This is a genomic window from Xanthomonas melonis, assembly GCF_020783655.1.
Classification (GTDB): Bacteria; Pseudomonadota; Gammaproteobacteria; order Xanthomonadales; family Xanthomonadaceae; genus Xanthomonas; species Xanthomonas melonis.
In genome coordinates, this window is sequence record NZ_JAJGQH010000002.1 from 264,339 (window position 1) to 289,718 (window position 25,380).

21 protein-coding genes are annotated in these 25,380 nt (G+C 65.5%); 12 read left to right on the top strand and 9 right to left on the bottom strand.

From position 1 onward, the window contains the following. Positions 1 to 67 precede the first annotated feature (67 nt). A complete protein-coding gene (locus LL964_RS02960) occupies positions 68 to 2,908 on the top strand; it encodes a valine--tRNA ligase (protein WP_104585036.1) in 2,841 nt (946 codons plus the stop codon). Positions 2,909 to 3,029: 121 nt separating this feature from the next. On the opposite strand, the gene LL964_RS02965 is transcribed toward LL964_RS02960, so the two are convergent. The 4 genes from LL964_RS02965 to pssA form a co-directional block, all read right to left on the bottom strand. After that, a complete protein-coding gene (locus tag LL964_RS02965) occupies positions 3,030 to 4,163 on the bottom strand; it encodes a pectate lyase family protein (protein WP_104585038.1) in 1,134 nt (377 codons plus the stop codon). 414 nt (positions 4,164 to 4,577) lie between these two features. Continuing rightward, positions 4,578 to 5,060, bottom strand: a complete 483-nt coding sequence (rimI, locus tag LL964_RS02970; protein WP_208621380.1) for a ribosomal protein S18-alanine N-acetyltransferase — start codon at positions 5,058 to 5,060, stop codon at positions 4,578 to 4,580. Beyond that, positions 5,057 to 5,515, bottom strand: coding sequence for an alanine acetyltransferase (locus LL964_RS02975; protein ID WP_104585042.1), 459 nt, complete (start codon positions 5,513 to 5,515; stop codon positions 5,057 to 5,059). The genes rimI and LL964_RS02975 overlap by 4 nt, the downstream gene beginning before the upstream one ends. Next, a complete protein-coding gene (gene pssA / locus LL964_RS02980) occupies positions 5,512 to 6,285 on the bottom strand; it encodes a CDP-diacylglycerol--serine O-phosphatidyltransferase (protein ID WP_104585044.1) in 774 nt (257 codons plus the stop codon). Before pssA ends, LL964_RS02975 begins: the two co-directional genes overlap by 4 nt. A gap of 119 nt (positions 6,286 to 6,404) precedes the next feature. Here pssA and LL964_RS02985 point away from each other — a divergent pair, with 119 nt between their 5' ends. The 3 genes from LL964_RS02985 (at position 6,405) to LL964_RS02995 (ending at position 9,285) form a co-directional block, all read left to right on the top strand. Next, positions 6,405 to 6,806: a DUF4124 domain-containing protein gene (locus tag LL964_RS02985; protein WP_146092304.1), complete on the top strand. Its 402-nt coding sequence runs from the start codon at positions 6,405 to 6,407 to the stop codon at positions 6,804 to 6,806. 177 nt (positions 6,807 to 6,983) lie between these two features. Continuing rightward, the gene (locus LL964_RS02990; protein ID WP_104585046.1) at positions 6,984 to 8,678 is read left to right on the top strand and encodes a proline--tRNA ligase; all 1,695 of its coding nucleotides are present in this window, start codon (positions 6,984 to 6,986) and stop codon (positions 8,676 to 8,678) included. A gap of 142 nt (positions 8,679 to 8,820) precedes the next feature. Beyond that, a complete protein-coding gene (locus LL964_RS02995; RefSeq protein ID WP_104585048.1) occupies positions 8,821 to 9,285 on the top strand; it encodes an H-NS histone family protein in 465 nt (154 codons plus the stop codon). Positions 9,286 to 9,344: 59 nt separating this feature from the next. On the opposite strand, the gene LL964_RS03000 is transcribed toward LL964_RS02995, so the two are convergent. Further along, positions 9,345 to 10,604 carry a threonine/serine exporter family protein gene (locus LL964_RS03000; RefSeq protein ID WP_104585050.1) on the bottom strand — a complete coding sequence of 420 codons (1,260 nt, stop codon included), beginning with the start codon at positions 10,602 to 10,604 and terminating at the stop codon, positions 9,345 to 9,347. Between the two features lie 155 nt (positions 10,605 to 10,759). On the opposite strand from LL964_RS03000, the gene LL964_RS03005 reads away from it, so the two are divergent. The 4 genes from LL964_RS03005 (at position 10,760) to LL964_RS03020 (ending at position 14,364) form a co-directional block, all read left to right on the top strand. Beyond that, positions 10,760 to 11,872: an MlaE family ABC transporter permease gene (locus LL964_RS03005; RefSeq protein WP_104585052.1), complete on the top strand. Its 1,113-nt coding sequence runs from the start codon at positions 10,760 to 10,762 to the stop codon at positions 11,870 to 11,872. 85 nt (positions 11,873 to 11,957) lie between these two features. Beyond that, positions 11,958 to 12,794: an ABC transporter ATP-binding protein gene (locus LL964_RS03010; RefSeq protein WP_104585054.1), complete on the top strand. Its 837-nt coding sequence runs from the start codon at positions 11,958 to 11,960 to the stop codon at positions 12,792 to 12,794. Between the two features lie 2 nt (positions 12,795 to 12,796). Next, positions 12,797 to 13,723, top strand: coding sequence for an MlaD family protein (locus LL964_RS03015; RefSeq protein WP_104585056.1), 927 nt, complete (start codon positions 12,797 to 12,799; stop codon positions 13,721 to 13,723). Next, complete coding sequence (locus LL964_RS03020; protein ID WP_104585058.1) at positions 13,720 to 14,364, top strand: ABC-type transport auxiliary lipoprotein family protein; 645 nt, start codon at positions 13,720 to 13,722, stop codon at positions 14,362 to 14,364. The genes LL964_RS03015 and LL964_RS03020 overlap by 4 nt, the downstream gene beginning before the upstream one ends. Positions 14,365 to 14,816: 452 nt before the next feature. On the opposite strand, the gene LL964_RS03025 is transcribed toward LL964_RS03020, so the two are convergent. After that, the gene (locus LL964_RS03025) at positions 14,817 to 15,413 is read right to left on the bottom strand and encodes an alpha-ketoglutarate-dependent dioxygenase AlkB family protein (protein ID WP_104585590.1); all 597 of its coding nucleotides are present in this window, start codon (positions 15,411 to 15,413) and stop codon (positions 14,817 to 14,819) included. 125 nt (positions 15,414 to 15,538) lie between these two features. Between LL964_RS03025 and LL964_RS03030 the strand changes: the two genes are divergently transcribed. Further along, complete coding sequence (locus LL964_RS03030; RefSeq protein WP_104585060.1) at positions 15,539 to 17,188, top strand: electron transfer flavoprotein-ubiquinone oxidoreductase; 1,650 nt, start codon at positions 15,539 to 15,541, stop codon at positions 17,186 to 17,188. A 17-nt stretch (positions 17,189 to 17,205) separates the two neighbouring features. Beyond that, positions 17,206 to 19,272 carry a glycoside hydrolase family 99-like domain-containing protein gene (locus LL964_RS03035; RefSeq protein ID WP_267190321.1) on the top strand — a complete coding sequence of 689 codons (2,067 nt, stop codon included), beginning with the start codon at positions 17,206 to 17,208 and terminating at the stop codon, positions 19,270 to 19,272. A 41-nt stretch (positions 19,273 to 19,313) separates the two neighbouring features. Here LL964_RS03035 and LL964_RS03040 read toward each other — a convergent pair whose 3' ends face one another. Together LL964_RS03040 and LL964_RS03045 are read right to left on the bottom strand one after the other, a co-directional pair. Continuing rightward, positions 19,314 to 19,943, bottom strand: a complete 630-nt coding sequence (locus LL964_RS03040; protein WP_104585064.1) for a CoA transferase subunit B — start codon at positions 19,941 to 19,943, stop codon at positions 19,314 to 19,316. Then, entirely contained in the window at positions 19,943 to 20,674 is a 732-nt protein-coding gene (locus LL964_RS03045; protein WP_104585066.1) for a CoA transferase subunit A, read from the bottom strand. Before LL964_RS03045 ends, LL964_RS03040 begins: the two co-directional genes overlap by 1 nt. Before the next feature lie 134 nt (positions 20,675 to 20,808). On the opposite strand from LL964_RS03045, the gene LL964_RS03050 reads away from it, so the two are divergent. Beyond that, complete coding sequence (locus LL964_RS03050; protein WP_104585068.1) at positions 20,809 to 22,155, top strand: phosphohexomutase domain-containing protein; 1,347 nt, start codon at positions 20,809 to 20,811, stop codon at positions 22,153 to 22,155. Between the two features lie 47 nt (positions 22,156 to 22,202). Continuing rightward, positions 22,203 to 23,606 carry a mannose-1-phosphate guanylyltransferase/mannose-6-phosphate isomerase gene (locus tag LL964_RS03055; protein ID WP_104585070.1) on the top strand — a complete coding sequence of 468 codons (1,404 nt, stop codon included), beginning with the start codon at positions 22,203 to 22,205 and terminating at the stop codon, positions 23,604 to 23,606. A gap of 298 nt (positions 23,607 to 23,904) precedes the next feature. Here LL964_RS03055 and LL964_RS03060 read toward each other — a convergent pair whose 3' ends face one another. Continuing rightward, positions 23,905 to 25,071, bottom strand: a complete 1,167-nt coding sequence (locus LL964_RS03060; protein ID WP_104585073.1) for a nucleotide sugar dehydrogenase — start codon at positions 25,069 to 25,071, stop codon at positions 23,905 to 23,907. Positions 25,072 to 25,380 lie beyond the last annotated feature (309 nt).

Consider the following 25,380-nt stretch of genomic DNA (forward strand, 5'->3'; position numbering starts at 1 on the left):
CGGTGACTCTCGCCGGCCCCATGACGCAACCGATCCCGACTCCCGAATCACGAATCCCAGCCCCTCTATGACCACCCTCGCCCCCAGCTACGACCCCGCTACCTTCGAATCGCGCCTGTATGCGCAGTGGGAGGCGGCCGGCTACTTCGCACCGTCCGGCACGGGTGAGCCCTACACCGTGTTGCTGCCGCCGCCCAATGTCACCGGCACGCTGCACATGGGCCATGCGTTCCAGCAGACGCTGATGGATGCGCTGGTGCGCTATCACCGCATGCGCGGCTGCGACACGCTGTGGCAGGTGGGCACCGACCATGCCGGCATCGCCACCGAGATGGTGGTGTCGCGCAACCTGGCGCTGGAAGGCAAGGGCGAAACACGCGATTCGCTGGGGCGCGAGGGCTTCATCGCCAAGGTGTGGGAATGGAAAGCGCAGTCCGGCGATACCATCGAACGCCAGATGCGCCGGCTGGGCACCTCCAGCGACTGGTCGCGCAGTACCTTCACCATGGACCCGCAGCCGTCGGCCGCAGTCAACGAAGCGTTCGTGCGCTGGTACGAACAGGGCCTGATCTATCGCGGCCAGCGCTTGGTCAACTGGGACCCGGTGCTGAAGACCGCGATCTCCGATCTGGAAGTGGAAAACGTCGAGGAAGACGGCTTCCTGTGGTCGATCCGCTACCCGCTGGCCGATGGCGTGAGCTACGAACACGTCGAGTACGATGCCGACGGCAACGAGACCCTGCGCGAGATGCGCGACTATCTGGTGGTAGCCACCACGCGCCCGGAAACCATGCTCGGCGATACCGCGGTGATGGTGCATCCGGAAGATCCGCGCTACCGCAGCTTGCACAGCGCACGCATCGTGTTGCCTCTGACCGGGCGGCACGTGCCGGTGATCACCGACGATTATGTCGACCGCGCCTTCGGCACCGGCGTGGTCAAGGTCACGCCTGCGCATGACTTCAACGATTACCAGGTCGGTGTGCGACATTCGCTGCCGATGATCAACCTGTTCACCGTAACCGCGACCATCAACGAGCAGGCGCCGGAGCGCTATCGCGGCCTCGACCGCTACGACGCACGCAAGCTGGTGCTGTCCGAGCTGGAAGACCTGGGCGTGTTGGTGGAAACCAAGCCGCACAAGCTGCAGGTGCCGCGCGGCGATCGCACCGGCCAGGTGATCGAGCCCTATCTCACCGATCAGTGGTTCGTGAAGATGGACGCGCTGGCCAGGCGCGGGCTGGAACTGGTCGAAAGCGGCCAGATTCAGTTCGTGCCGCCGAACTGGATCAACACCTATCGCCACTGGATGGAGAACATCCAGGACTGGTGCATCAGCCGCCAGCTGTGGTGGGGCCATCGCATCCCGGCCTGGTTAGACGCCGCTGGCACGTGCTATGTGGGCCATGACGAGGCCGAAGTGCGCGCGAAACACGGCCTGGGTGCCGACGTCGCGCTGCATCAGGACAGCGACGTGCTGGAAACCTGGTTCTCTTCGCAGCTGTGGCCGTTCTCCACGCTGGGCTGGCCGGATGCGAACGCGATGGCCGAGCGCGGATTCGACCGCTACCTGCCCTCGTCGGTACTGGTCACCGGCTTCGACATCATCTTCTTCTGGGTGGCGCGCATGATCATGGCCACCGACAGCTTCACCGGCCAGGTGCCGTTCCGCGATGTCTACATCACTGGCCTGATCCGCGATGCGCAGGGCCAGAAGATGTCCAAGTCCAAGGGCAACGTGCTCGACCCGCTGGACATCATCGACGGCATCAGCATCGAGGACCTGGTGGCCAAGCGCACCAGCGGACTGATGCAGCCACGCATGGCCGAGAAGATCGAGAAAGCCACCCGCAAGGAATTCCCGGACGGCATCATCGCCCACGGTGCCGACGCGCTGCGCTTCACCATCGCCGCACTCGCCACGCATGGCCGCGACATCAAGTTCGACCTGGGACGTGCAGAGGGCTACAAGAACTTCTGCAACAAGCTGTGGAATGCCACGCGCTTCGTGCTGATGAATAGTGAGGGCGCGCACTTTGCCGGCGTGCCGCAACCGCGCACCGAAACGGAAAAGTGGATTCTGGCGCGCCTGGACCAGGTCACTGCGGACACCCACGCGCATTACGCCAACTACCGCTTCGACCTGCTCACGCAGGCGTTGTACGAGTTTGCCTGGAATGCGTTCTGCGACTGGTTCGTCGAGCTGTCCAAGCCGGCGCTCAGCGATGCCATGCAGGACAGCGAAGCTGCCGCCAGCACGCGCCACACCCTGCTCTACGTGCTCGAAGCCCTGCTGCGCCTGCTGCATCCGCTGACCCCGTTCGTCACCGAAGAACTGTGGCAGCAGGTCGCCCCGCGCCTGGGCATTACCGACGCCACCATTTCCCTGCAGGCATTCCCGCAGGCCGGTGACCTCGACACCAGCGCGTATGCCGGTGCGGAAGCCGATGTCGAATGGCTGAAGTCGATGGTCTCGGCGCTGCGCCGCGTGCGCAGCGAATTGAACGTGCCGCCGTCCAGGCAGGTCCGCCTGCTGCTGCAGTCCGGCAACGGCGACGACCATGCGCGCATTGCCCGCTTCGCGTCGCAGCTGTCCTTCCTGCTCAAGCTCGAAGCGATCGACTGGCTGCAGGCCGGCCAGGACACGCCGCCATCGGCCACCGCCATCGTCGGCGAACTGACGCTGCTGGTGCCGCTGGAAGGCCTGGTCGACATGGAGGCCGAGCGCACCCGTCTGGACAAGGAGATCAAGCGCGTGGAAAGCGAGATCGGCAAGTGCAACGGCAAACTGGGCAATGCCACTTTCGTGCAGAACGCACCGGCGGCGGTGGTCGAGCAGGAACGTGCACGCCTGAACGACTGGACGGTGCAGCTGACCGGCCTGCGCGAGCAGCGCGCCAAGCTCTGAGGCAAATACGGATGTCGCTGCACGGCAGCGGCATCCGTAACGTACGACGCCCGCAGCGGGTGCGGGCGTCGTGTGGTGCATTGCGGCGCCGCATCCAGCGCGGCACTGCGTGGAGCGGCGGTTACAGCTTGCCGGCGCCAGCCTTGGCCTTGACGTCGGCAGCCACCTTGTTGGCCGGCAGCAGACTGTAGGTGTACGGCGGCTTCCAGCCGATATTGCTGTTCCACGAGCAGCTCAGCGCCTTGCCATTGAGCAGGGAACCCTGGTCGCGGTAGACGCTGCCCTTGTAGTCGGCAGCGATTTTGTCGCAATTGCTCACGCCGCTGATGTCGAAGGCATTGTTCTCGGAGAAGATCTTCGATTCCTTGCCCACGCCATGCGCATGCGAGAACGGGTACACCTTATGACTGGTGCTGCCCACGTGGTAGTTGTTGTACAGATGCACCTGGCCGAAGCGCACCCGCGGTGCGCGCGCGGAGATGTTCTCGAACAAGGTGTTGTGGATGGTCACCTTGAGCTTGCCGCTGTCGAGGCTCGAGTGACTGTCGCTGGAGCCGATCAGACCGTTCTTCTCGTGCGACTTGAACGCCGAGTAGGAGACGGTGACGAAGTTGGCGCCTCTCTTGACGTCCATCGCGCCGTCGTGGTGCTGCTTCGGACGGCCGTTGGCGGTGCCGTTCTGGTCGTCGGTGCGGCGGCCATCGGTGAAGGTGACATGGTCCACCCACACGTTATTGGCGCCTTCCACGGTCAGGCCATCGTACTCGGCGTTCCAGTTGCCCTTGTCGCCGTCGTCGGCATCCCAGACCGGCTCCGGATCCCACGGGTTTTCGATGGTGAGGTTGCGGATGATGACGTCGTTGGCCTTGACGTACAGATAGCCTTCGCGAATCTCCGCGTTGCTGGTGATGCCGATCAAGGTGGTCTTGGTCGGGATGTCCAGCCGCGCACGCGACTTCATGTCCGAGGTCTTGGTGTAAGGCTTGCCCTCGCTGATGTCGATGATGCCGCTGATCTTGATGATGCGCCCATTGCTGCCAACGCTGGCCTTCAAGGCGTTCTTCAGCTCTGCCGCGTTCTTGACCGTATAGATGTTGGCGGCTGCCGCTTTCGAGCCGCCCTTGGTGCCGCCGTTCTGTGTAGCCCAACCGGTGGTCGCCACTTCCAGCGCCGGATCGGCACTTGCGACGCCGGTCAGCAGCAACGACCCGGCAAACAGCGACGCAGCGGCCGCCGTCGAAAATTTCGACTTCATCTTGGTGTCTCCCTCAGTGGGTTCGATACGCCGCGCAGCAGCGCATGCCTCGTCTCTCAGAATCGGAACGTACTTTTCATCTATGTAATGTTCAGTTCCGATTGACCGATAGTAGGAGCATCGCAATCGCTTGTATCTAGGCAATGCATAGATGTGCACGCACAGTCACGCAAACGGTTGCGGGACACGTGCAAGAAGACAAATCGCAGGAGTGAGGACACATCGAGACAAGGTCATGGACACTGCAATGCAGCATGCGAACTTGGCCACGCTGCGCCAGCGAGTAAACGCCACAGCAGTGCAATCGGTTGCCGCTGGCAGTGCGCCTGCATGCGGATGCCTGGCCGCCCATGCGGTCGTAGGCAGCAGTGATTCACGGTGCTCGGCGGCGCGATCGGCGCGCCGCTCCAAGGCTCAGGAATAGCCTTCGAAGAACAGCTCGATCGCCATCACCAGTGCATCTTCGCGCCCGGTGTGGGAAGGGTAGTAGCGCGGGCGTCGCCCGATTTCGTTGAAGCCCTCGGAGTGATAGAGCGCAATCGCCGAGGGATTGGAGGGGCGCACCTCCAGGAACGCGCGGCGCGCACCGCGATCGCAGGCGCCCTTGATCAGCGCGCGCAACAGCACCCGCCCATATCCTTGCGACTGCGCTTCCGGTGCGATGCAGACATTGAGCACGTGCGCCTCGTCGGCCGCGACGCTGATCACTCCGTAGCCGATGATCCGGCCGGCCTGCTCCATCACCCAGCCCGGATACCCGGCCTGCAGGCAGTCGCGAAAAATGCTTCGGGTCCAGGGAAACGGATAGGCACGCTGCTCGATCTCCATCACCACGTCCAGATCGCCCTCGCGCATCGCGCGCAGCGAGGTGGGCAACGGGGCGTTCATTGCGCTCACGCCGGGCCTTGGCGACGCCGCAGCGCGCGCAACTGCGGCCAGAGCGCACGTTTGGCGGCCGGGTTGCCACGCAACTCGGACAGCGGCCAGGATGCCATCAAGGCCTGGGTGGCCGGATCGCCCGGGTTGCAGCCCGATGCCCGCAGCAACGCCATCTGCAGGCGGTCCGGCAGTCCCACGCGTCCGCGGCGCACGGGGACGGCGGAGGTGGCTGGCACAGGCGGCAGCGCCGGGGCAGGCGCCTGTCGACGTACCGCAGGCGTCACCTCCGGCGCTGCCGGTTGCGCAGCATGCGGCGCACGTGCCGGTGCGGCGGCAGGCGTGTCCTGGACCATCTCCACCACGGCCGGCAGCGTCTCGACGCTGTCGCGGTCCAGATACACCGTATGTCCCATCGCCTGCAGGCACGACACCTGCAGGTCGGACCATGTCGGCATGTGCGCCGGCTCGCTCATGGCAGCTCGGGAACGCGTCGCCAGCGCCGCCACAGCCACATCGCCGGGCCGGACGCCGCATACAGCACGCCGATCACCAACAAGGCGCGCGCCAGATCGATCACCAGCAGCGCGATCACCACCGTGGCGATGGCCAACGCCAGGAACGGCACCCGGTCGGCACGCGGCCCGCGGGCACCGCCCTTGAAGCTCCAGAAGCGGATCCGGCTGACCATCAACAACGCCGCGACCACGGTGACCGCCAGCGCCACATAACGCAGCTGTTCGCCATCGAACCCCAGGCTGTCGTCGGCAAATGCCCACACGAAGGACATCATCAGGCCGGCCGCTGCAGGACTGGCCAGGCCGATGAACCAGCGCTTGTCGACCACCCCGACCTGGGTGTTGAAGCGCGCCAGCCGCAACGCAGCGCACGCCGCATACAGGAAGGCGGCCGACCAGCCGACCCGGCCCATGACGCTGCTGTCGTACTTCAGCGCCGACAACGACCAGTGATACATCACCAGTGCCGGCGCCATGCCGAAGCTGACCAGATCGGCCAGCGAGTCGTACTGCACGCCGAATTCGCTGCTGGTATTGGTCAGGCGCGCCACCCGGCCGTCCAACCCGTCCATCACCGCTGCCACGAATACCGCCATGGCCGCCTGCACGAACTGGCCATTGGCGGCGGCGATGATGGCGTAGAACCCGGAAAACAGCCCGGCCGTGGTGAACAGGTTCGGCAGCAGGTAGATCGTGCGCGAGCGCGGAGGCGGTCTCATTTCATCCATCCGCCAAGTGTAGGGCCTGAGGTCCGTTCGGGGGTAGCGCGCTGCCCCGCCCTGCGATCGCTTGCCAGGGCGGGCCACGGATGCTGCAATCGCGGCGGGAATCATCCAGGGGAAGCCATATGCACCTGTCGTCCGGGCTCTGCGCCCTGCTGATGCTGGTCAGCGCCGCCGCCGGCGCCACCGATCTATACAAGTGGAAGGACGCCAAGGGCGTGACCCACTACACCGAAACCCCGCCGCCCACCGGCCAGCGCTATGAAGCGCGCCGGATCGACGCACGCAACGGCACCGCCACCGTCGCCGCTCCCGAGGCCGCCCCCCCCGAATCGGCCGAGTGCCTGACCGCACGCCGTAACCTGGAGCTGCTCAGCGGCAAGGGCGAGGTCTCCATGGCCGCCGGCGCCGACGGCAAACCCGGCGCCGTGCTGGACCCGCAGACCCGTGCCGCCCAGCGCAATCTGGCCGATGCCGCGGTCAAGGCGTACTGCAAGCCGGCCACGACCGGCGCACCGGCCACCTGAGTTCGGAAGCGCCGCAGCGCCGGCGGCCGCCCGGCGCGATGCCGCCGGCCTGCAACGCCGGTGATCTGGACCTGACGCGCCCGCCCTGCCTTCGGGCAGGGTGGCATTGCAGCGCCGCCGATGACCGGCAGGGCGGGACACTGGCAAACTACGGGTTTTCCGCCCAAGCGAAGCCCGATGCGTCTTTCCCAGTTTCACCTGCACACCACCAAGGAAACCCCGGCCGACGCCGAGCTGGTCAGCCACCGTCTGATGCTGCGCGCGGGCATGATCCGCAAGCTGGCTTCCGGGCTGTACACCTGGTCGCCGCTGGGCCTGCGCGTCCTGCGCAAGGTCGAGGCCATCGTGCGCGAGGAAATGAACCGCGCCGGCGCGGTGGAGGTGCTGTTCCCCACCATCCAGCCGCGCGAACTCTGGGACGCCACCGGGCGCTGGGAAAAGTTCGGCGGGCAGCTGCTCAAGATCAAGGACCGCAAGGAGCAGGAGTTCTGCTACAGCCCCACCGCCGAGGAGGCCGCGGCCGAATACGCGCGCCAGGAGATCAACAGCTACAAGCAGCTGCCGCTGAACTTCTATCAGATCCAGACCAAATTCCGCGATGAGATCCGCCCGCGCTTCGGCGTGATGCGTGCGCGCGAGTTCCTGATGAAGGACGCCTATTCGTTCCATCTCACCGATGCGGACATGGCCCGCGAGTACGAGAACATGAAGGCGGCCTACACCCGCATCTTCACCCGCCTGGGGCTGGAGTTCCGCGCGGTGCAGGCCGATTCCGGCGCGATCGGCGGCGACGCCTCGCAGGAATTCCATGTCATTGCCGCCTCGGGCGAAGACTCGCTGGCGTTCTCCACCGGGTCCGATTACGCGGCCAACGTGGAAACCGCCAGCGCCGCCCTGCCCGGCCCGCGTCCGCAGGCCGGGCAGGCCATGCATCAGGTCGCCACGCCCATCCAGAAGACCTGCGAGGATGTCGCCCAGTTGTTGGGCATCGCACTGCAGCGTACGGTCAAGTCGGTGGCAGTGATGACCCCGGCCGGCTTCGTGCTGGTTCTGGTGCGCGGCGACCATGCCGTCAACGAGATCAAGCTGGCCAAGGTGGCCGGCCTGGCCGACTACCGCCTGGCCAATGAGACCGAGATTCGCGACCACCTTGGCTGCGAGCCCGGCTTCCTGGGGCCGGTGAACACCGCACGCCCGGTCCGCGTGGTCGCCGACCGCGATGTCGCTGCGATGGCCGATTTCGTCGTCGGCGCCAACGTGGCGGGCGCCCATCTGGCCGGCGTCAACTGGGGCCGCGACCTGCCGGAACCGGAAACCGTGGCCGATGTGCGCAACGTGGTCGAAGGCGAGCGCGCCGCCGACGGCGGCGAGCTACGCCTGGCCCGCGGGATCGAGGTCGGCCACGTGTTCCAGTTGGGCAGCCAGTACGCTCAGGCCTTGCAGGCCACCGTCATCGACGAGAGTGGCAAGGTGGCGGTGATGAAGATGGGCTGCTACGGCATCGGTATCTCGCGCATCGTGGCCGCGGCGATCGAGCAGAACCACGACGACGCCGGCATCGTCTGGCCCGCGCCGATGGCGCCCTGGCAGGTCGCAGTGTGCGTGATCAACCCCAAGCAGGATGCACAGGTGGTCGCGGCCGCCCAGGCGCTGCTGGACGAACTGACCGCCGCCGGCATCGATGCCGTATTGGACGATCGCGGCCTGCGCCCCGGCGCGATGTTCGCCGATATGGAACTATTGGGCATTCCGCATCGGGTCGTGGTCTCCGAACGCGGACTGGCCGCCGGAACATTTGAATATCGCGCGCGTACCGCCGATGCCGCGGAAAATCTGGATAAGGCCGGATTATTCTCCCGCCTGGGGCGCTGATAACCGATCGAGCCCATCCCGATCGGATGAACGCGATGCGCCAGATTATTCTGGCGCATTTGTCATACCGGTTTTCTGACATTATGATGGCCGCCATTGCCACGGATCGGCATTCTTTTCTCTCTCATCTTCCGGAGTAGTGATGTCGATCGATCTCACCGGCCTGTCGGCCAAGCAATTGGCGGCACTGATCAAGAATGCAAAGAAGCAGCATACCGTGGTCGCCAGGCGCGCCCCGATCGCCAAGGTCCGCTCGCAGCTGACCCGCGCCGCCAAGGCGCAGGGTTATTCCATCGAGGAATTGTTCGGTAGCGCCGCCGGTGCTGGCCCGGGTCGCCCGGCTGCTGCCGGCAAGCCGGGTCCGCGTGCCGGCCGCAAGCTGGGCAAGGTGGCGCCGAAGTACCGCAATCCGGCCAACCCGCAGGACACCTGGACCGGCCGCGGCAAGCAGCCGCGCTGGCTGGCCGAATTGACCGCCGCCGGCAAGAAAGTGGAAGACTTTCTGATCAGCAAGACGGGCGGCGCTGCGAAGAAGGCGCCGGCCAAAAAGGCCTCGGCACGCAAGGCGTCCACCAAGCGCGCCACCAAGAAAGCCAAGGCCGCCTGATCCGTCTCCAATAAAAACGCCGGTATTGCCGGCGTTTTTTATTGAGCGCTGTTCTACCCTCATAAATTCTTGCGGGCCGGAATCAACAGATTGCCGAACAGCAATCCGGCCATCAATGCCATCACGATATTTGTGACCGCCAGCAATGCGGCTTGTCCGACGCTGACGTCCTGTTGCTGCACCAACGTCAGAAATCCTCTCAGACTGACGCTACCGGGAACCAGCATGATGATGCCCGGCAACCGGATCAATGCGCCCGGCCGTTGCACTACCCGTCCGAACAGATTGCCGGCGGCGGTCAATGTCATGGCAGAGGCGAAGACTCCCGCCGGCCCGCCCCAGGCATGCCCTGCATAACGCGCAATGACATAACCGGACATCGCCGCAGCCATGATCCACAGATAATCGCGCCGGTTGGCCTTGAACAACACCGCGAATGCATAGGCCGCCACCAGCAGCGAGGCCCATTCCACCCAGCCGGCCTGGGGACGCAGGGCCGCCACCTGCGGATGCAGCCCGACCAGTTGGGTCAAGGTCACCGCGATCACCGCGCCCACCGTCAGCTTGAGCACCGTGGTCACCGCCCCGGCCAGGCGCGCGGTGCCCGAGACCCAGTGCTGGCTGGCCAGCTCGTTGAAGGCATTGGTCAGCGACATGCCCGGCAGCAGCACCACCAGCGAGGCGATGATCACCGTGTTGAGATTGAGCGGCCCGAGCAGCGCAGCGACCGTCGCCGCCACCACGCCGGCCAGCAGGCCGGCCAGCGCTTCGCCGGCCTCCTTGGTGGCCGGTCGCCGGTCGGTGTACTGGGTGAGCAGGCCGATCGATACCCCGATGCCGCCCGCCGTGGAGATATCCAGCCACGGCAGCTTCCACAGCCCGGCCACCCCGGCGGCGGCCAGGCCGAAGGCCAGTACCTGCAAGGCCTTGCCGCGTCGATCGACCTCGCGGTCCAGCCGGCGCAAGGCGGTGTGCCCCTGCGCGATGCTCATGCGCCCGTTGGCCACGCTGTCTGCCACGTAGTCGGCCACGCTGAGCTTGTAGAGATCGTTCTCGCCGGGAGCCAGCCGGATCACCCGGGTGATGTCGCTGGACCCGATCGCCTTGGTCGGGTCGCTGAAACTCAGGATGATCCCGGTCGGGTTGGACCAGGGCTCACAGTCCAGGCCCAGCTTCTGCGACAGACCGACCACCGCCGCCTCCAGCCGCTGTGCCGTCGTGCCGTAGGAATGCAGGCGCCCGGCGATTTCCGAAACGAAGGCCACTCGCTGGGCATAGGTAGCGCTGGCGGACGGGAGAACGACGGTGGCAGCGGACATGCGTGGCGGGTCGGAGCGGTAGGACGCCGTCTGGCGAGAGCGCCAGTGTATGCCGCAGCGCCTGCCGTCGGCGTCCTCGTCGCCGACCGTTTCGATCGCGCCCCCATCTTTCGCTCACATCGTCCCTGTATGCTGACGCCACGGACAGGCCACTCATGATCAAACCGCAACCTCCCCGCCTCGAACAAGACCCGCAGGATCAGACCCAGGTGCGCCTTGGCGGCAGTTGGGTCCTGGCGACCGCCCTGCCCCAGGCAGAACTGCTGCAGGCCGTGCCTGACGGGGTGCGCCGCATCGACGCGCGCGAGATCGGGCAACTGGATTCGGCCGGCGTCCTGCAGCTATTGCGCTTCGCCAGCCGCATGGGGCTGAAGGAAGATGCCATCGATTTCCGCGACGAGCACCAGGCCCTGGTGTGCACGATCGAGGAACTCAACGACGAACGCCCCAAACCCAAGCGCGACTACGGCTTCGTCGCGGCGCTGGACCGCCTGGGTCGGGCCACCCACGGCGTCGGACAGGACATCCTGGAGCTCAACAGTTTCCTGGGCGAGAACCTGGTCAAGATCATGCGGCTGATCCACGAGCCGCGCCGTTTCCGCCTGACCTCCACCGTGCACCACATGGAGCAGGTGGGCCTGGACGCGGTGCCGCTGGTGGTGCTGCTGTCGTATCTGGTGGGCGCGGTGATCGCGTTCCTGGGCTCGACCATCCTGCGCGACTTCGGCGCGGAGATCTATGTGGTGGAGCTGGTGAGCATCGCCTTCCTGCGCGAATTCGCCGTCCTGCTCACCGCGATCGTGCTTGCCGGACGCACCGCCAGCGCGTTCACCGCACAGATCGGCGCGATGAAATCGCGCGAGGAAGTCGATGCCATCCGCACGCTGGGTCTGGACCCGATCGACCTGCTGGTGATTCCACGCCTGCTGGCGCTGATCCTGACCCTGCCGCTGCTGACCTTCATCGCGATGATCGCCGGCCTGGCCGGCGGCGTCACCGTGGGTGCGTTCGACCTGGACATCCCGCCGCAGATGTATCTGGCGCGCATGCATGAAACGATCCAGCTGCGGCATTTCCTGGTCGGCCTGTCCAAGGCGCCACTGTTCGCACTGGTGATCGGCCTGATCGGCTGCCTGGAAGGCCTGAAGGTCAGCGGCACCGCGCAATCGGTGGGCGAACGCACCACCTCCTCGGTGGTGCAAACGATTTCCTTGGTCATCATCCTCGACGCGATCGCGGCGTTGTGGTTCATGAAGATGGGGTGGTGATGGGGCCGGGATTCGACATTCGGGATTTGAGATTCGGGCAGAGCAGGCGCAAAGCGCTTGCACTGGCATTCGGGAGAAAAGTGCTTTGACCAATCCCCAATCCCCACTCCCCAATCCCGGCCCGGACGCCGACGACGACCAGCTGGCGATCTCCGTGCGCGGGCTCACCAACCGTTTCGGCAGCCAGACCGTGCACGAGGACCTGGACCTGGACGTGCGCCGCGGCGAGATCCTCGGCGTGGTCGGCGGCTCGGGCACCGGCAAGTCGGTGTTGATGCGCAGCATCCTGGGCCTGCGCGAACCCGACGCCGGCAGCATCCAGGTGCTGGGCGCGGATGCGCGCTCGGGTCGCTTCGCCGACCGCCAGCACATCACCCGCAATACCGGCGTGCTGTTCCAGGATGGCGCGCTGTTCTCGTCGATGACCGTCGGCGAGAACGTGCAGGTGCCACTGAAGGAACACCATGGCGAATTCCCGGAGCGCTGGTACTTCGAGCTGGCGCTGCTGAAGATCAAACTGGCGGGTTTGCCGGCCGATGCGCTGGACAAGCTGCCCTCGCAGCTGTCCGGCGGCATGCGCAAGCGCGCCGGTCTGGCGCGTGCCCTGGCGCTGGATCCGCCCCTGCTGTTTCTGGACGAACCCACCGCCGGGCTGGATCCGATCGGCGCGGCCGCCTTCGACCGTTTGATCCGCACCCTGCAGCAGGCACTGGGTTTGACCGTGTTCCTGATCACCCATGACCTGGATACGCTGTATGCCATCTGTGACCGCATTGCGGTGCTGGCCGATCGCAAGGTGATCGCCAACGCGCCGCTGGCCGAGGTCGAGCGAATCGACCACCCCTGGATCCAGGACTATTTCCACGGTCCGCGCGCGCGCGCCGCGCGCGCGGCCAAGACCGACTCCACCGAGACCGCCTGAGCATGGAAACCAAAGCCAATTACGTCCTGATCGGCGCCTTCACCATCGTGGCCGGCCTGGCCCTGCTGCTGTTCGGGCTGTGGGCCGCCAAGTACTCCTCCGACCGTACCTGGCAGCAGTACCGGGTGGTGTTCCGCGAGGCGGTCACCGGCCTGTCTGTGGGGAGCCCGGTGCAATACAACGGCATCGCGGTGGGCTCGATCACCGAACTGACCTTGGCGCCGAACGACCCGCGCCAGGTGGTCGCGCATGTGCGGGTCAATTCCACCACCCCGATCAAGAGCGACACCCGCGCCAAGCTGGCCATCACCAGCCTCACCGGCCCGTCGATCATCCAGCTCTCCGGCGGCACGCCCGAGGCGCCGTCGCTGACCACCATCGACAAGAGCGATGCGCCGATCATCCAGACCACGCCGTCGGCGCTGCAGAACATCACCGATACCGCCAACCGCATCGTCGAACGCATGGATCAGATGCTGTCGGACAAGAACGTGGCCAGCATCTCGGCCACGCTGCAGAACCTGGAAAAGATCAGCGGTGGCATCGCCGATCGCGACGAAGGCATGCAGGCGCTGATCGTCAGCGCGCGCGATGCCGCGCGCAATCTCGACACCACCCTGACCACTACCAACGGCACCATCAAACGGCTGGACCAGAACCTGGTACAGCAGTTGCCGGGCATCCTGGAGAAGCTCGACGCCACCCTGGTCAAGCTGGATTCGGCCGCCGGCAACGCCGACAACATCCTTGGCGAGAATCGCGCCGCCATCAACAGCTTCGCCACCGACGGCCTGGGCCAGCTCGGTCCCACGCTGACCGAATTGCGCGGCCTGATCCGCGACCTGCGCCGGGTCAGCGACAAACTGGACAACAACCCTGCGCGCTACCTGCTCGGCCGCGACGCACCCAAGGAGTTCGAACCGAAATGACTGCCATGCGCCTGTTGCGTCCCTTGTTGTGCATGTCGTTGCTGGCCTTGGGCGGCTGCTCGGTGCTGACCGGCGGCGACAAGAAGCCGGCCACCATCTACGCGCCCACCGTGCGCGTGACACCCAACCCCGACTGGCCACAGGTGAGCTGGCAGCTGGTGGTGGCCAAACCCAGCGCCGCGCGCGTCATCGACAGCCCACGCATCAATGTGCGCCCGACTCCCGGTGAACTGCAGGTCTACCACGGCGCAGGCTGGGCGCAGCCGGCCACCGACATGCTCGAAGACAGCGTGGTGCGCGGCTTCGAGGACTCCGGCAAGATCGCCGCGGTGGCTCATATCGGCACCGGCATCCGCTCCGATTACAAACTGGCGATCGATCTGCGCCGGTTCGAATCCGATTACGCCGGCCAGTCGCTGCCGTCGGCCACGATCGAGCTCAACGCCAAGTTGCTGCATTCGGCCGATCAACGCGTGGTCGCCTCGCGCACCTTCCTGGTCGCGCGCCCTTCCAGCGGCACCGAGACTGCCGCCGTCGCGGCGGCGTTCGAGCAGGCGCTGACCCAGGTGACCACCGAGCTGGTCGGTTGGACGCTGACGACAGGACAGCAGGACAACGCGTCCTTGCCGCGCACGCCGTAGACCGAAGCGTCGTTCCATACCGACGCGCCATCCGTCTGCATCAACGCGCCATTCTGCATTCCACTCGAGAGCCCCCTCCTCACGCGGAACCGGATCCAGCTTCCCTTCTCCCGCCCGCGGGAGAAGGTGGCGTACAGCGCTCGATAGCCCCCGTCCCCCTCGCGCAGAGCCAGATCAGCCTCCCTTCTCCCGCCCGCGGGAGAAGGTGGCGCGCAGCGCTCGATAGCCCCCCTCTCGCGTAGAGCAAGATCAGCCTCCCTTCTCCCGCCTGCGGGAGAAGGTGGCGTACAGCGCTCGATAGCCCCCGCCCCTCTCGCGTAGAGCCAGATCAGCCTCCCTTCTCCCGCCTGCGGGAGAAGGTGGCGCGCAGCGCCGGATGAGGGCAAACAGGGCAAACAAGCCCTCTCCGCAACCCAGCCCCGGCCATCCGTCACCCGCCATGCACCACGGCCTCAACCCGCGGCAGTAGGCGCGACCTGTCGAAACGTCAGATTGATCCGCTCCCCGACCAGCCGCGCCGTTCGCGGCAAGGCGTGCCGGTAGTGTCGCTGGGTGTCGCCACCCATCAGCAGCAGATCGCCATGGCCCAGCTCCAGGATCTGCTTCAATGACGCATCGTTGCGATGTTTGAACGCAAACCGCCGCCGCGCGCCCAGACTCAGCGACGCGATCAACGGCTGCGCGCCCAGCTCCGGCTCGTCGTCGCTATGCCAGCCCATCGCATCGCTGCCGCTACGGTAGCGGTTGATCAGCACGCTATTGAATCGGTGCCCGGTGTCGGCCTGCAACTGCGCACGTACCGGCTGCAACGCATCCAGCCACGGCTCCGGCGCGAACCGTGTGCCCGAGTAGCGGTAGCTGGCCTCGGCATCGCCGATCCAGCTACTGAGCCGCGGCGAATCCACCACCCGCCCGAACATGCGGATGCGATGTACCTCCCAGTGCACCTGGGCCAGCAAGGTCTGCAGCAGCGCATCGGCCTGCGCGGCCGGCAGCCAACCGCGCGTCCACCTGATATCCGCTCCCGGCAAGACGACCCGAATGCTCATGCGCCGCACGCTAGCACGTGCGGCCGGACGACGCCGTCGCCCGCGGATGAATCGGGGCGATTTGCCGCCATCACATGCAATCCCGGAAAATGCGCATCAGCCATCGAGCCAACGGGAGCGGAGCAATGTCGGTAACGGGAGTCGGCGCACAGGCGCCAGAGGCGGTCGAGCGTGACGTCATGGAGTACGACGTCGTCACCGTCGGTGCCGGTCCGGCCGGGCTGTCGTTCGCGATCCGGCTCAAGCAGCTCAACCCCGAGCTGAGCGTGTGCGTGATCGAGAAATCCAGCACCATCGGCGCGCATATCCTGTCCGGCGCGGTGATCGAGCCTGCCCCCCTGGACGCGCTACTGCCGGGCTGGCGCGACAACCCGCCGCCGATCTGCGTGGCCGCCACCGACGACGAATTCTGGTTCCTCGGCAAGGACAGCGCGCGCAAGTTCCCGGTAGTGCCACCGGGCATGCGCAACCACGGCAACTTCATCGTCAGCCTGGGCGCGATGTGTGCCTGGCTGGCACCGCAGGCCGAAGCACTGGGCGTGGAGATCTACCCCGGCTTCGCCGCCGCCGAAACGCTGCACGACGACAGTGGCCAGGTGGTCGGCGTGCGCATCGGCGACATGGGCATCGCAAAAGACGGCTCGCACAAGCCTGGCTACACCGCCGGCATCGACATCCGCGCCAAGGTCACCGTGCTGGCCGAGGGCGCGCGCGGTCACCTGACCAAGCGCCTGCTCAAGCGCTTCGACCTCACCGCCGACAGCGATCCGCAGGGGTATTCGATCGGCATCAAGGAGCTGTGGCAGGTCCCCGAAGGCCGCGTCAGCCCGGGCAAGATCGTACACACGCTGGGCTGGCCGGCCGACAACCGCACCTACGGCGGCAGCTTCCTGTATCACCTGGACAACAACCAGATTGCGCTGGGCTATGTCAGCGGGCTGGACTACAGCGATCCGAAGTACCAGCCCTGGGAAGCCTTCCAGCAGTGGAAGAACCATCCGCTGATCAAACCGCTGCTGGAGGGCGGCAACATCCTGTCCGCCGGCGCGCGTGCCATCGTCACCGGCGGCTGGCAATCGCTGCCGAAAACGGAAATGCCCGGCGCCCTGCTGATCGGCGACACCGCCGGCCTGCTCAATGTGCCCAAGATCAAGGGCACCCATCAGGCGATCCGCAGCGGCATGCTGGCCGCCGAACATCTGGCGCAGTCGCAGCTGGCCCCGCAGGGCTTCGACGCCAAGCTGCGCGCCTCCGATGCAATGGCCGAGCTGAAGCAGGTGCGCAACATCAAGCCCGGCTTCAAGAAGGGACTATGGTTCGGCCTGCTCAACGCCGCCTGGGAAACCGCGCTCAAGGGCGCCTCGCCTTGGACACTGAAGAACAAGCCGGACTGGTCTGCGTTGCGCAAGATCGGCGACTACGAACAACCCAAACGCGATTACGGCACCCGCGAACTGGCGCCGCGCGACCGCCTGCAGGCGGTGTACTTCGCCGCCACCGAACACGACGAAGACCAGCCGGTCCATCTGCAGGTGCTGGATACCGACATCTGCGCCACCCGCTGCGTGCAGGAATACGACAACCCCTGTACCCGTTTCTGCCCCGCGAACGTGTATGAAATGGTCGCAGACACCGCCAGCCCATCCGGCAAGCGGCTGCAGATCAACGCCGCCAACTGCGTGCATTGCAAGACCTGCGACATCAAGGACCCATACGAAATCATCAACTGGGTCACCCCGGAGGGTGGTTCGGGCCCGAACTACCAGAACCTGTGAACCCGCCTCCTCGCTCGATGCAGACCCGCGCCCGTACCCGTCTGTTCGGCCTGCTGCGCGCCGCGTTTCGCGCCATGCCGCTGGACGAAGCAACACGCGACCGTTGGCGAGGCTGGTTTCTGGACCGGCATGCCGACTGGGTTCCGGAACCGGCGCGTGGCCGCACCGGCCACGACGTGTCCCGGCGTCCGGCTGCGCGCAGCGACCAAGCCGCCATCGGTCATGTGCCATATCGTGCCCAGGCGCTGCCGATAAACCTTCCGGCCAGTCTGATCGCCTTCTATCTGCCGCAGTTCCATCCGATACCGGAAAACGATGCGTGGTGGGGCAAGGGATTCACCGAATGGCGCAATGTCAGCCGTGCGCTTGCGCAGTTCGAAGGACATCAGCACCCTCGACTTCCCGCAGATCTAGGCTTCTACGATCTTCGCAATCCGCAGATCATGCGTGAGCAGGCGCGGCTGGCACAGGAATACGGCCTTGCCGCGTTCTGTTTCTACTTCTACTGGTTCGCCGGCAAGACCTTGCTGGAAATGCCTATCCGACAGTGGCACGCCGATGATTCCATCACGTTGCCGTTCTGCCTGTGCTGGGCCAACGAAAAGTGGGCGCGGCGCTGGGACGGTCGTGGCGACGACATCCTGATCGATCAGGCGCATGGTGCCGACGACGATCTCGCTTTCATCGCGCACGTCGCTTCCTACATGCGCAATCCGACTTATCTGCGCGTGGAGGGCCGCCCGCTCCTGCTGGTGTATCGACCCAATCTACTCCCAGAGCCTGCACAGACCGCGGCGCGTTGGCGAGCGTGGTGTCGCGACAATGGCATCGGTGAGATCCATCTGGCTTATGTGCAGGGTTTCGAACGCCCGGATCCACGCGATATCGGATTCGATGCAGCGGTCGAATTTCCTCCCAACATGAGCACCCCGCCATCGGTCACGGCCCGGCAGCGCCTGCTGAATCCGGAATTCTGTGGTGAAGTACTGGACTGGCGCGCGCTCGCGAGCGAAATCGAGCAGCGTCCACTACGCGAATACACGCTGTATCCGGGCGTGAATCCAGGTTGGGACAACGAACCGCGTCGCTCCGGAAAAGGTCGGGTCTATCTGCATGCATCGCCTCGCCGCTATCGGGACTGGCTCTCGCACACCGTGTGGCACCGCCTCGTCGACGCACCGGCTGCGCATCGTCTGGTGTTCATCAATGCGTGGAACGAATGGGCGGAGGGCGCCGTCCTGGAGCCGGACATGCGTCTCGGGCATGCATGGCTGGAGGCAACGCGTCAGGCGTTGACGCGTCCGGTCGAGAGCGAGCCGGCACCGAACCGGCAGCGCGCCTGCGTGGTCGTGCACGCATGGTATCTGGATGTTCTTGACGAGATTCTCGATGCGCTTACGCACTCGGCCGTCCCATTCCGGCTGATCGTCACAACCGATCTGACCTTGGTCGAGCAGGTCCATCAAAGCCTGCGCCGGCATGGCATCGAAGCAGAGGTGGAAGGCTTCGAGAATCGAGGCCGCGACATCCTGCCGTTCCTGCACATCGCCAACCGTTTGCTCGACGAAGGCGAGCATCTGGTGTTGAAGCTGCATACCAAGAAGTCGACGCATCGCGATGATGGCGACGCGTGGCGGCGGGAGATGCTGGCCGTGTTGCTGGACGGGGAGCGCGTGGACGCAATCGTCGGCGCCTTCGCTGCTGACCCACAGCTTGGGCTCGCCGCGCCAAGGGAACACCTGCTGAAGGTCACAGACTTCATCGGCGGCAATGCCGATGCCTTGGATTATCTCGCCGTTCGCACCGGCACGAGCACGGTGACCGAGCATGACCTGTTCGCCTCCGGCAGCATGTTCTGGGCAAGACTCGACGCCTTGCGCCCGGTACTGGATGCGCATCTGCAGCCCGACGACTTCGAGAGCGAGCAAGGCCAGATCGACGGTACCCTGGCGCATGCGATGGAACGTTTCCTGGGCCACGCTGTCACCGAATCAGGGCATCGGCTCGCCGCAATCGAAGGCCTGCTGGGAAACAACGCGCCGGCCTCGGCTACGCCCTATCGCTACGCACGCAAGGCGCCGTAGCGGCGGCGCCTTGCTCCCGGTACACGGGTTCGACCGCGATCTCAGGCCCGGAATTCCGCACCGGTCTTGGTGCGTAGCTCGGACAGCTCCACCCCATCGGCAGCCTCCACCAGCACCAATCCGTCGGCGGTGACATCGAACACCGCCAGGTCGGTGATGATGCGGTCCACCACCCCGACGCCGGTCAGCGGCAGGTCGCATTCGCGCAGGATCTTGTGGCTGCCGTCCTTGGCAACGTGTTCCATCAGCACAACCACGCGCTTGACGCCGGCCACCAGGTCCATCGCCCCGCCCATGCCCTTGACCATCTTGCCGGGCACCATCCAGTTGGCCAGGTCGCCGCGGTCGGTGACCTGCATTGCGCCGAGAATGGCCAGGTCGATGTGGCCGCCACGGATCATCGCGAACGAATCGTGGCTACCGAAATAGCTGGCGCCCGCACGCGCAGTGACGGTCTGCTTGCCGGCGTTGATCAGGTCCGCATCGACGTCGTCCTCGGTCGGAAACGGGCCGATGCCGAGCAGGCCATTCTCCGATTGCAGCCAGACATCCACGCCGGCGGGGATGTGGTTGGCGACCAGGGTCGGCAGGCCGATCCCCAGGTTGACATAGGCGCCATCGGTCAATTCACGTGCCGCACGGGCGGCCATCTGATCGCGGGTCCAGGCCATCAGTTGTCTCCCTTGCGCACGGTGCGCTGTTCGATGCGTTTTTCCGGCGTGGCGTTGAGCACCAGTCGATCGACATAGATGCCGGGCAGATGCACCTGATCCGGATCGATCGCGCCCAGCTCCACGATCTCTTCGACCTCGGCAACGCAGACGCGCCCGGCCATCGCGCAGGCCGGGTTGAAGTTACGCGCGGTCTTGCGGAATACCAGGTTGCCGGCCGTATCGGCCCGCCACGCCTTGACCAGCGCGACATCGGCTCGCAGTGCGGTTTCCAGCACGTAGTGCTTGCCGTCGAATTGCCGGGTTTCCTTGCCGTCGGCCACGATGGTGCCGTAGCCGGTGGCCGTGTAGAAAGCGGGAATTCCCGCGCCGCCTGCACGCAGGCGCTCGGCCAACGTGCCCTGCGGGTTGAATTCCAGCTCCAGCTCGCCAGCCAGGTACTGGCGCTCGAATTCCTTGTTCTCGCCCACATAGGACGAAATCATCTTGCGGATCTGGCGCGTGGCCAGCAACTGGCCGAGCCCGAAGCCGTCCACGCCGGCGTTGTTGGAGATCACCGTCAGCCCGCTCACCCCGCTGTCGCGTACCGCCGCGATCAGGGCCTCCGGGATTCCGCACAAACCGAAACCGCCCACTGCCAGGGTCTGACCATCGGCCAGGATCCCACTCAGCGCCGCCCCGGCATCGGCATGGCGTTTGCCGCCTGCCGTACCACGTCCATCGTTGCCCATCACCGCCCTCACCTCGCTGATGCGAAGCGGCCATTCTATCCGCTGACCGTTCCCTGTCCCTGGTCGCAATTCCGCCACACCCAAGACACGGCGCACCCGCTAAACTCGGTTGTCCCCCATCCCAGGAATCGCCCATGACGCTACCCGCCTTCAAGGCCTACGACATCCGCGGCCGCGTGCCGGATGAACTCAACGAGGACTTGGCCCGCCGCATTGGCGTGGCACTGGCGGCGCAGCTGGATCAGGGGCCGGTGGTCCTGGGCCACGACGTGCGCCTGGCCAGCCCGGCGCTGCAGGAAGCACTCTCGGCCGGTCTGCGCGCCAGCGGCCGCGAGGTCATCGACATCGGTCTGTGCGGCACTGAGGAGGTCTATTTCCAGACCGATTACCTCAAGGCCGCCGGCGGCGTCATGGTCACCGCCAGCCACAACCCGATGGACTACAACGGCATGAAGCTGGTCCGCGAGCAGGCGCGACCGATCAGTTCCGATACCGGCCTGTTCGCCATCCGCGACACCGTCGCGGCCGATACCGCCGCACCCGGTGAGCCCACAGCCGCCGAGCACAGCCGCACCGACAAGACCGCCTACCTGGAGCACCTGCTCAGCTACGTGGACCGCAGCACGCTCAAGCCGCTCAAGCTGGTGGTCAATGCCGGCAACGGCGGTGCCGGCCTGATCGTGGATCTGCTCGCCCCACACCTGCCGTTCGAGTTCGTCCGCGTGTTCCATGAGCCCGATGGCAACTTCCCCAACGGCATCCCCAACCCGCTGCTGCCGGAAAACCGCGACGCTACTGCCAAGGCGGTCAAGGACCACGGTGCGGACTTCGGCATCGCCTGGGATGGCGACTTCGATCGCTGTTTCTTCTTCGACCACACCGGCCGCTTCATCGAAGGCTACTACCTGGTCGGCCTGCTGGCCCAGGCCATCCTGGCCAAGCAGCCGGGCGGCAAGGTCGTGCACGACCCGCGTCTGACCTGGAACACCGTGGAGCAGGTCGAGGAAGCCGGCGGCATTCCGGTGCTGTGCAAGAGCGGGCATGCCTTCATCAAGGAAAAGATGCGCAGCGAGAACGCTGTCTACGGCGGCGAGATGAGTGCGCACCATTACTTCCGCGAGTTCGCCTACGCCGATTCGGGAATGATTCCCTGGTTGTTGATCGCCGAGCTGGTATCGCAGTCCGGCCGCTCGCTGGCGGACCTGGTCGAAGCACGCATGCAGAAATTCCCCTGCAGCGGCGAGATCAATTTCAAGGTGGCCGATGCCAAGGCCTCGGTGGCCCGCGTGATGGAGCATTATGCGCACCTGTCGCCGGAACTGGACTACACCGACGGCATCAGTGCCGATTTCGGCCAATGGCGCTTCAACCTGCGCAGCTCCAATACCGAGCCGCTGCTGCGTCTGAACGTGGAAACGCGCGGCGATGCCGCACTGCTGGAAAGCCGCACGCAAGAGATTTCCGATCTGCTGCGCGGTTGATTTACCTCTCTCCCACCCATAGACGCACTTTGGAGTCTCCCCCGCCCATGAGCGACGTCCTACCCATCATCCTGTCCGGCGGTTCCGGCACGCGCCTGTGGCCGCTGTCGCGCGAATCCTATCCCAAGCAGTTCCTGCCCCTGATCGGTGACAAGAGCATGCTGCAGTCCACCTGGCTGCGCGCTGCTCCCGTCGCCGGCCATGCCCCCATCGTGGTCGCCAACGAAGAACACCGCTTCATGGCCGCCGAGCAATTGCAGCAGCTGGGCGTGAAGCCATCGGCCATCCTGCTCGAACCCAAGGGCCGCAATACTGCCCCCGCCATCGCGGTTGCCGCGCTGGAAGCCACCCGCGATGGCGCCGACCCGTTGCTGTTGGTGCTGCCGTCGGATCACGTGATCGGCAACGAGGCCGCCTTTCAAGCCGGGGTGAAAGTTGCTGCTGAAGCGGCAGCGCAGGGCAAGTTGGTCACCTTCGGCATCAAGCCGACCGCACCCGAGACGGGCTACGGCTACATCAAGGCCGGTGCGGGCGCTGGTGTCAGCGCGGTCGATCGCTTCGTCGAGAAACCCGACCTGGCCACCGCACAGAGCTACCTGGCCAGCGGCGAGTACTACTGGAACAGCGGCATGTTCCTGTTCCGTGCCTCGCGCTACCTGGAAGAATTGCGCAAGTTCCATCCGGCCATTGCCGATGCCTGCCAGCAGGCCTGGCAGAATGGCAAGCGCGATGCCGACTTCACCCGCCTGGACAAGGACGCGTTCGGGGCCAGCCCGTCGGACTCGATCGACTACGCGGTGATGGAAAAGACCGCCGACGCGGTCGTCGTGCCGCTGGATGCAGGCTGGAACGATGTCGGCTCGTGGTCGTCGCTGCTGGATGTGTCCGAACAGGATGCCCAGGGCAATGCGCATCATGGCGACGTGATCCAGCTGGATTGCCGCAACACCTACGCCTATGGCTCGCGGCTGATCGCCATGGTCGGCCTGGAGGACGTGGTGGTGGTCGAGACGCCGGATGCTGTGCTGGTCGGTCACCGCGATCGCATCCAGGAGGTCAAGGACGTGGTCGGGCGGATCAAGACCGACGGCCGCTCCGAGGCGACCTGGCACCGCAAGGTCTACCGTCCGTGGGGCGCTTACGACTCGATCGACATGGGCCAGCGTCACCAGGTCAAGCGCATCACCGTCAAGCCGGGCGCCGTGCTCAGCCTGCAGATGCATCATCACCGCGCCGAACATTGGATCGTCGTCAGCGGCACTGCAGAAGTCACGCGCGGCGAAGAAGTGTTGCTGCTGACCGAAAACCAGAGCACCTACATTCCGCTCGGCGTCACCCACCGCCTGCGCAACCCGGGCAAGCTGCCGCTGGAACTGATCGAAGTGCAGTCCGGCAGTTATCTGGGCGAAGACGACATCGTGCGTTTCGAGGACACCTACGGCCGCGCCTGATCGGGCACTCGAGGTAGACGGCAAGATCGACGGCGGCCAATGGCCGCCGTCTTGCGTTGTACGCGGCTTACTCGGATCGCAACACGCCACGCGTCTGCAGACCAGAGGGCGCCTGCCTGCGTTGGCTGCATCGCACACCCCTGCGTGCGGGCGACGCCGCTGCAGCGCCCGCATTTGATACCGGCCGAATGCAATCGACGCTCGCCTAGGGGCCCAAACAGCGCCGCATCGGGTGCTGCCTGATGCATGGCATGGACGAGTGGCACCGCCCCCCGCCCGCGCCCAGCGGCTGCCCCGCTCAGTTGTCGCCGAACAGATCGCGCGTATAGACCTTGTCCTGCACGTCCTGCAACGCCTCGGCCATGCGGTTGCTGATGATGACGTCGGCCTCGCGCTTGAACGCAGCCAGGTCGTTGACCACGCGCGAGCGGAAGAACTCCGGATCGCTCAGGGTGGGTTCGTACACGATGACTTCCACGCCCTTGGCCTTGAGACGCTTCATCACCCCCTGGATGCTGGACGAGCGGAAATTGTCCGAACCGGCCTTCATGATCAGGCGATAGATGCCAACCACCTTGGGATGGCGCCGCAGTACGTCGGCGGCGATGAAATCCTTGCGCGTGGTGTTGGAATCGACGATTGCCCGAATGATGTTCTGCGGCACGCTCTGATAGTTGGCCAGCAGCTGCTTGGTGTCCTTGGGCAGGCAGTAACCGCCGTAGCCGAACGAAGGATTGTTGTAGTGGCTGCCGATGCGCGGATCCAGGCAGATGCCTTCGATGATCTGGCGGCTGTCCAACCCGTGGGTAAGCGCGTAGGTATCCAGTTCGTTGAAGTAGGACACCCGCATCGCCAGATAGGTGTTGGCGAACAGCTTGATCGCCTCGGCCTCGGTCGGCTCGGTGAACAGCACCGGCACGTCGGGCTTGAGCGCGCCTTCCTGCAACAAGCGCGCGAAGGTTTCCGCACGCGCCGAACGCTCGCCGACGATGATCCGGGACGGGTACAGGTTGTCGTACAACGCCCGGCCTTCGCGCAGGAATTCCGGCGAAAAGATGATGTTGTCGGTGCCGAACTGCGCACGCAGCTTGGCGACGTAGCCGACCGGGATAGTCGACTTAATGACCATCGTCGCCTGCGGGTTGATCTCCAGCACCTTGGCGATCACCACCTCGATCGAGCCGGTGTTGAAGTAATTGGTGTCCGGATCGTAGTCGGTGGGGGTGGCGATGATCACGAACTCGGCGCCGGCAAACGCCTCGTTGGCATCCAGCGTGGCCTTGAAGTTCAGGCCGCCCTCGGCCAGCGCAGCCTCGAGCTCCTTGTCGACGATCGGCGAGCGGCCTTCGTTGAGCAGCTTGACCTTGGCCTCGACGATGTCCAGCGCCACGACTTCATGGCGCTTGGCGAGCAGCACGCCATTGGACAGGCCGACATAGCCAGTACCCGCGACAGCGATCTTCATTGGAATTCCTTGCGATTTTGGATGGGGGGAGGAAGCAGCGCGCTGCGCGCAGATCCTGGCGTGATGCCGGCGCGGCCGAGCCCGCTATGGGCCGCCGCGCCGCTGGGGGACACGCGAGAACTGCACGGTGCCGACCAATGCAACGCGGTGCACACGGATGCACGCATCCAGCCCGTGCATCGCGCGACGCGCCCGCTTCGGCGGCACATCCACGTCGACCACGACCTGCATGAAGCAGCTCGCCGGCCTGGCGTGGACCAGTCCCGATGGTAGCCGAAGCGAGAGGCAAGCTATGAGTCGGTGCTGAAG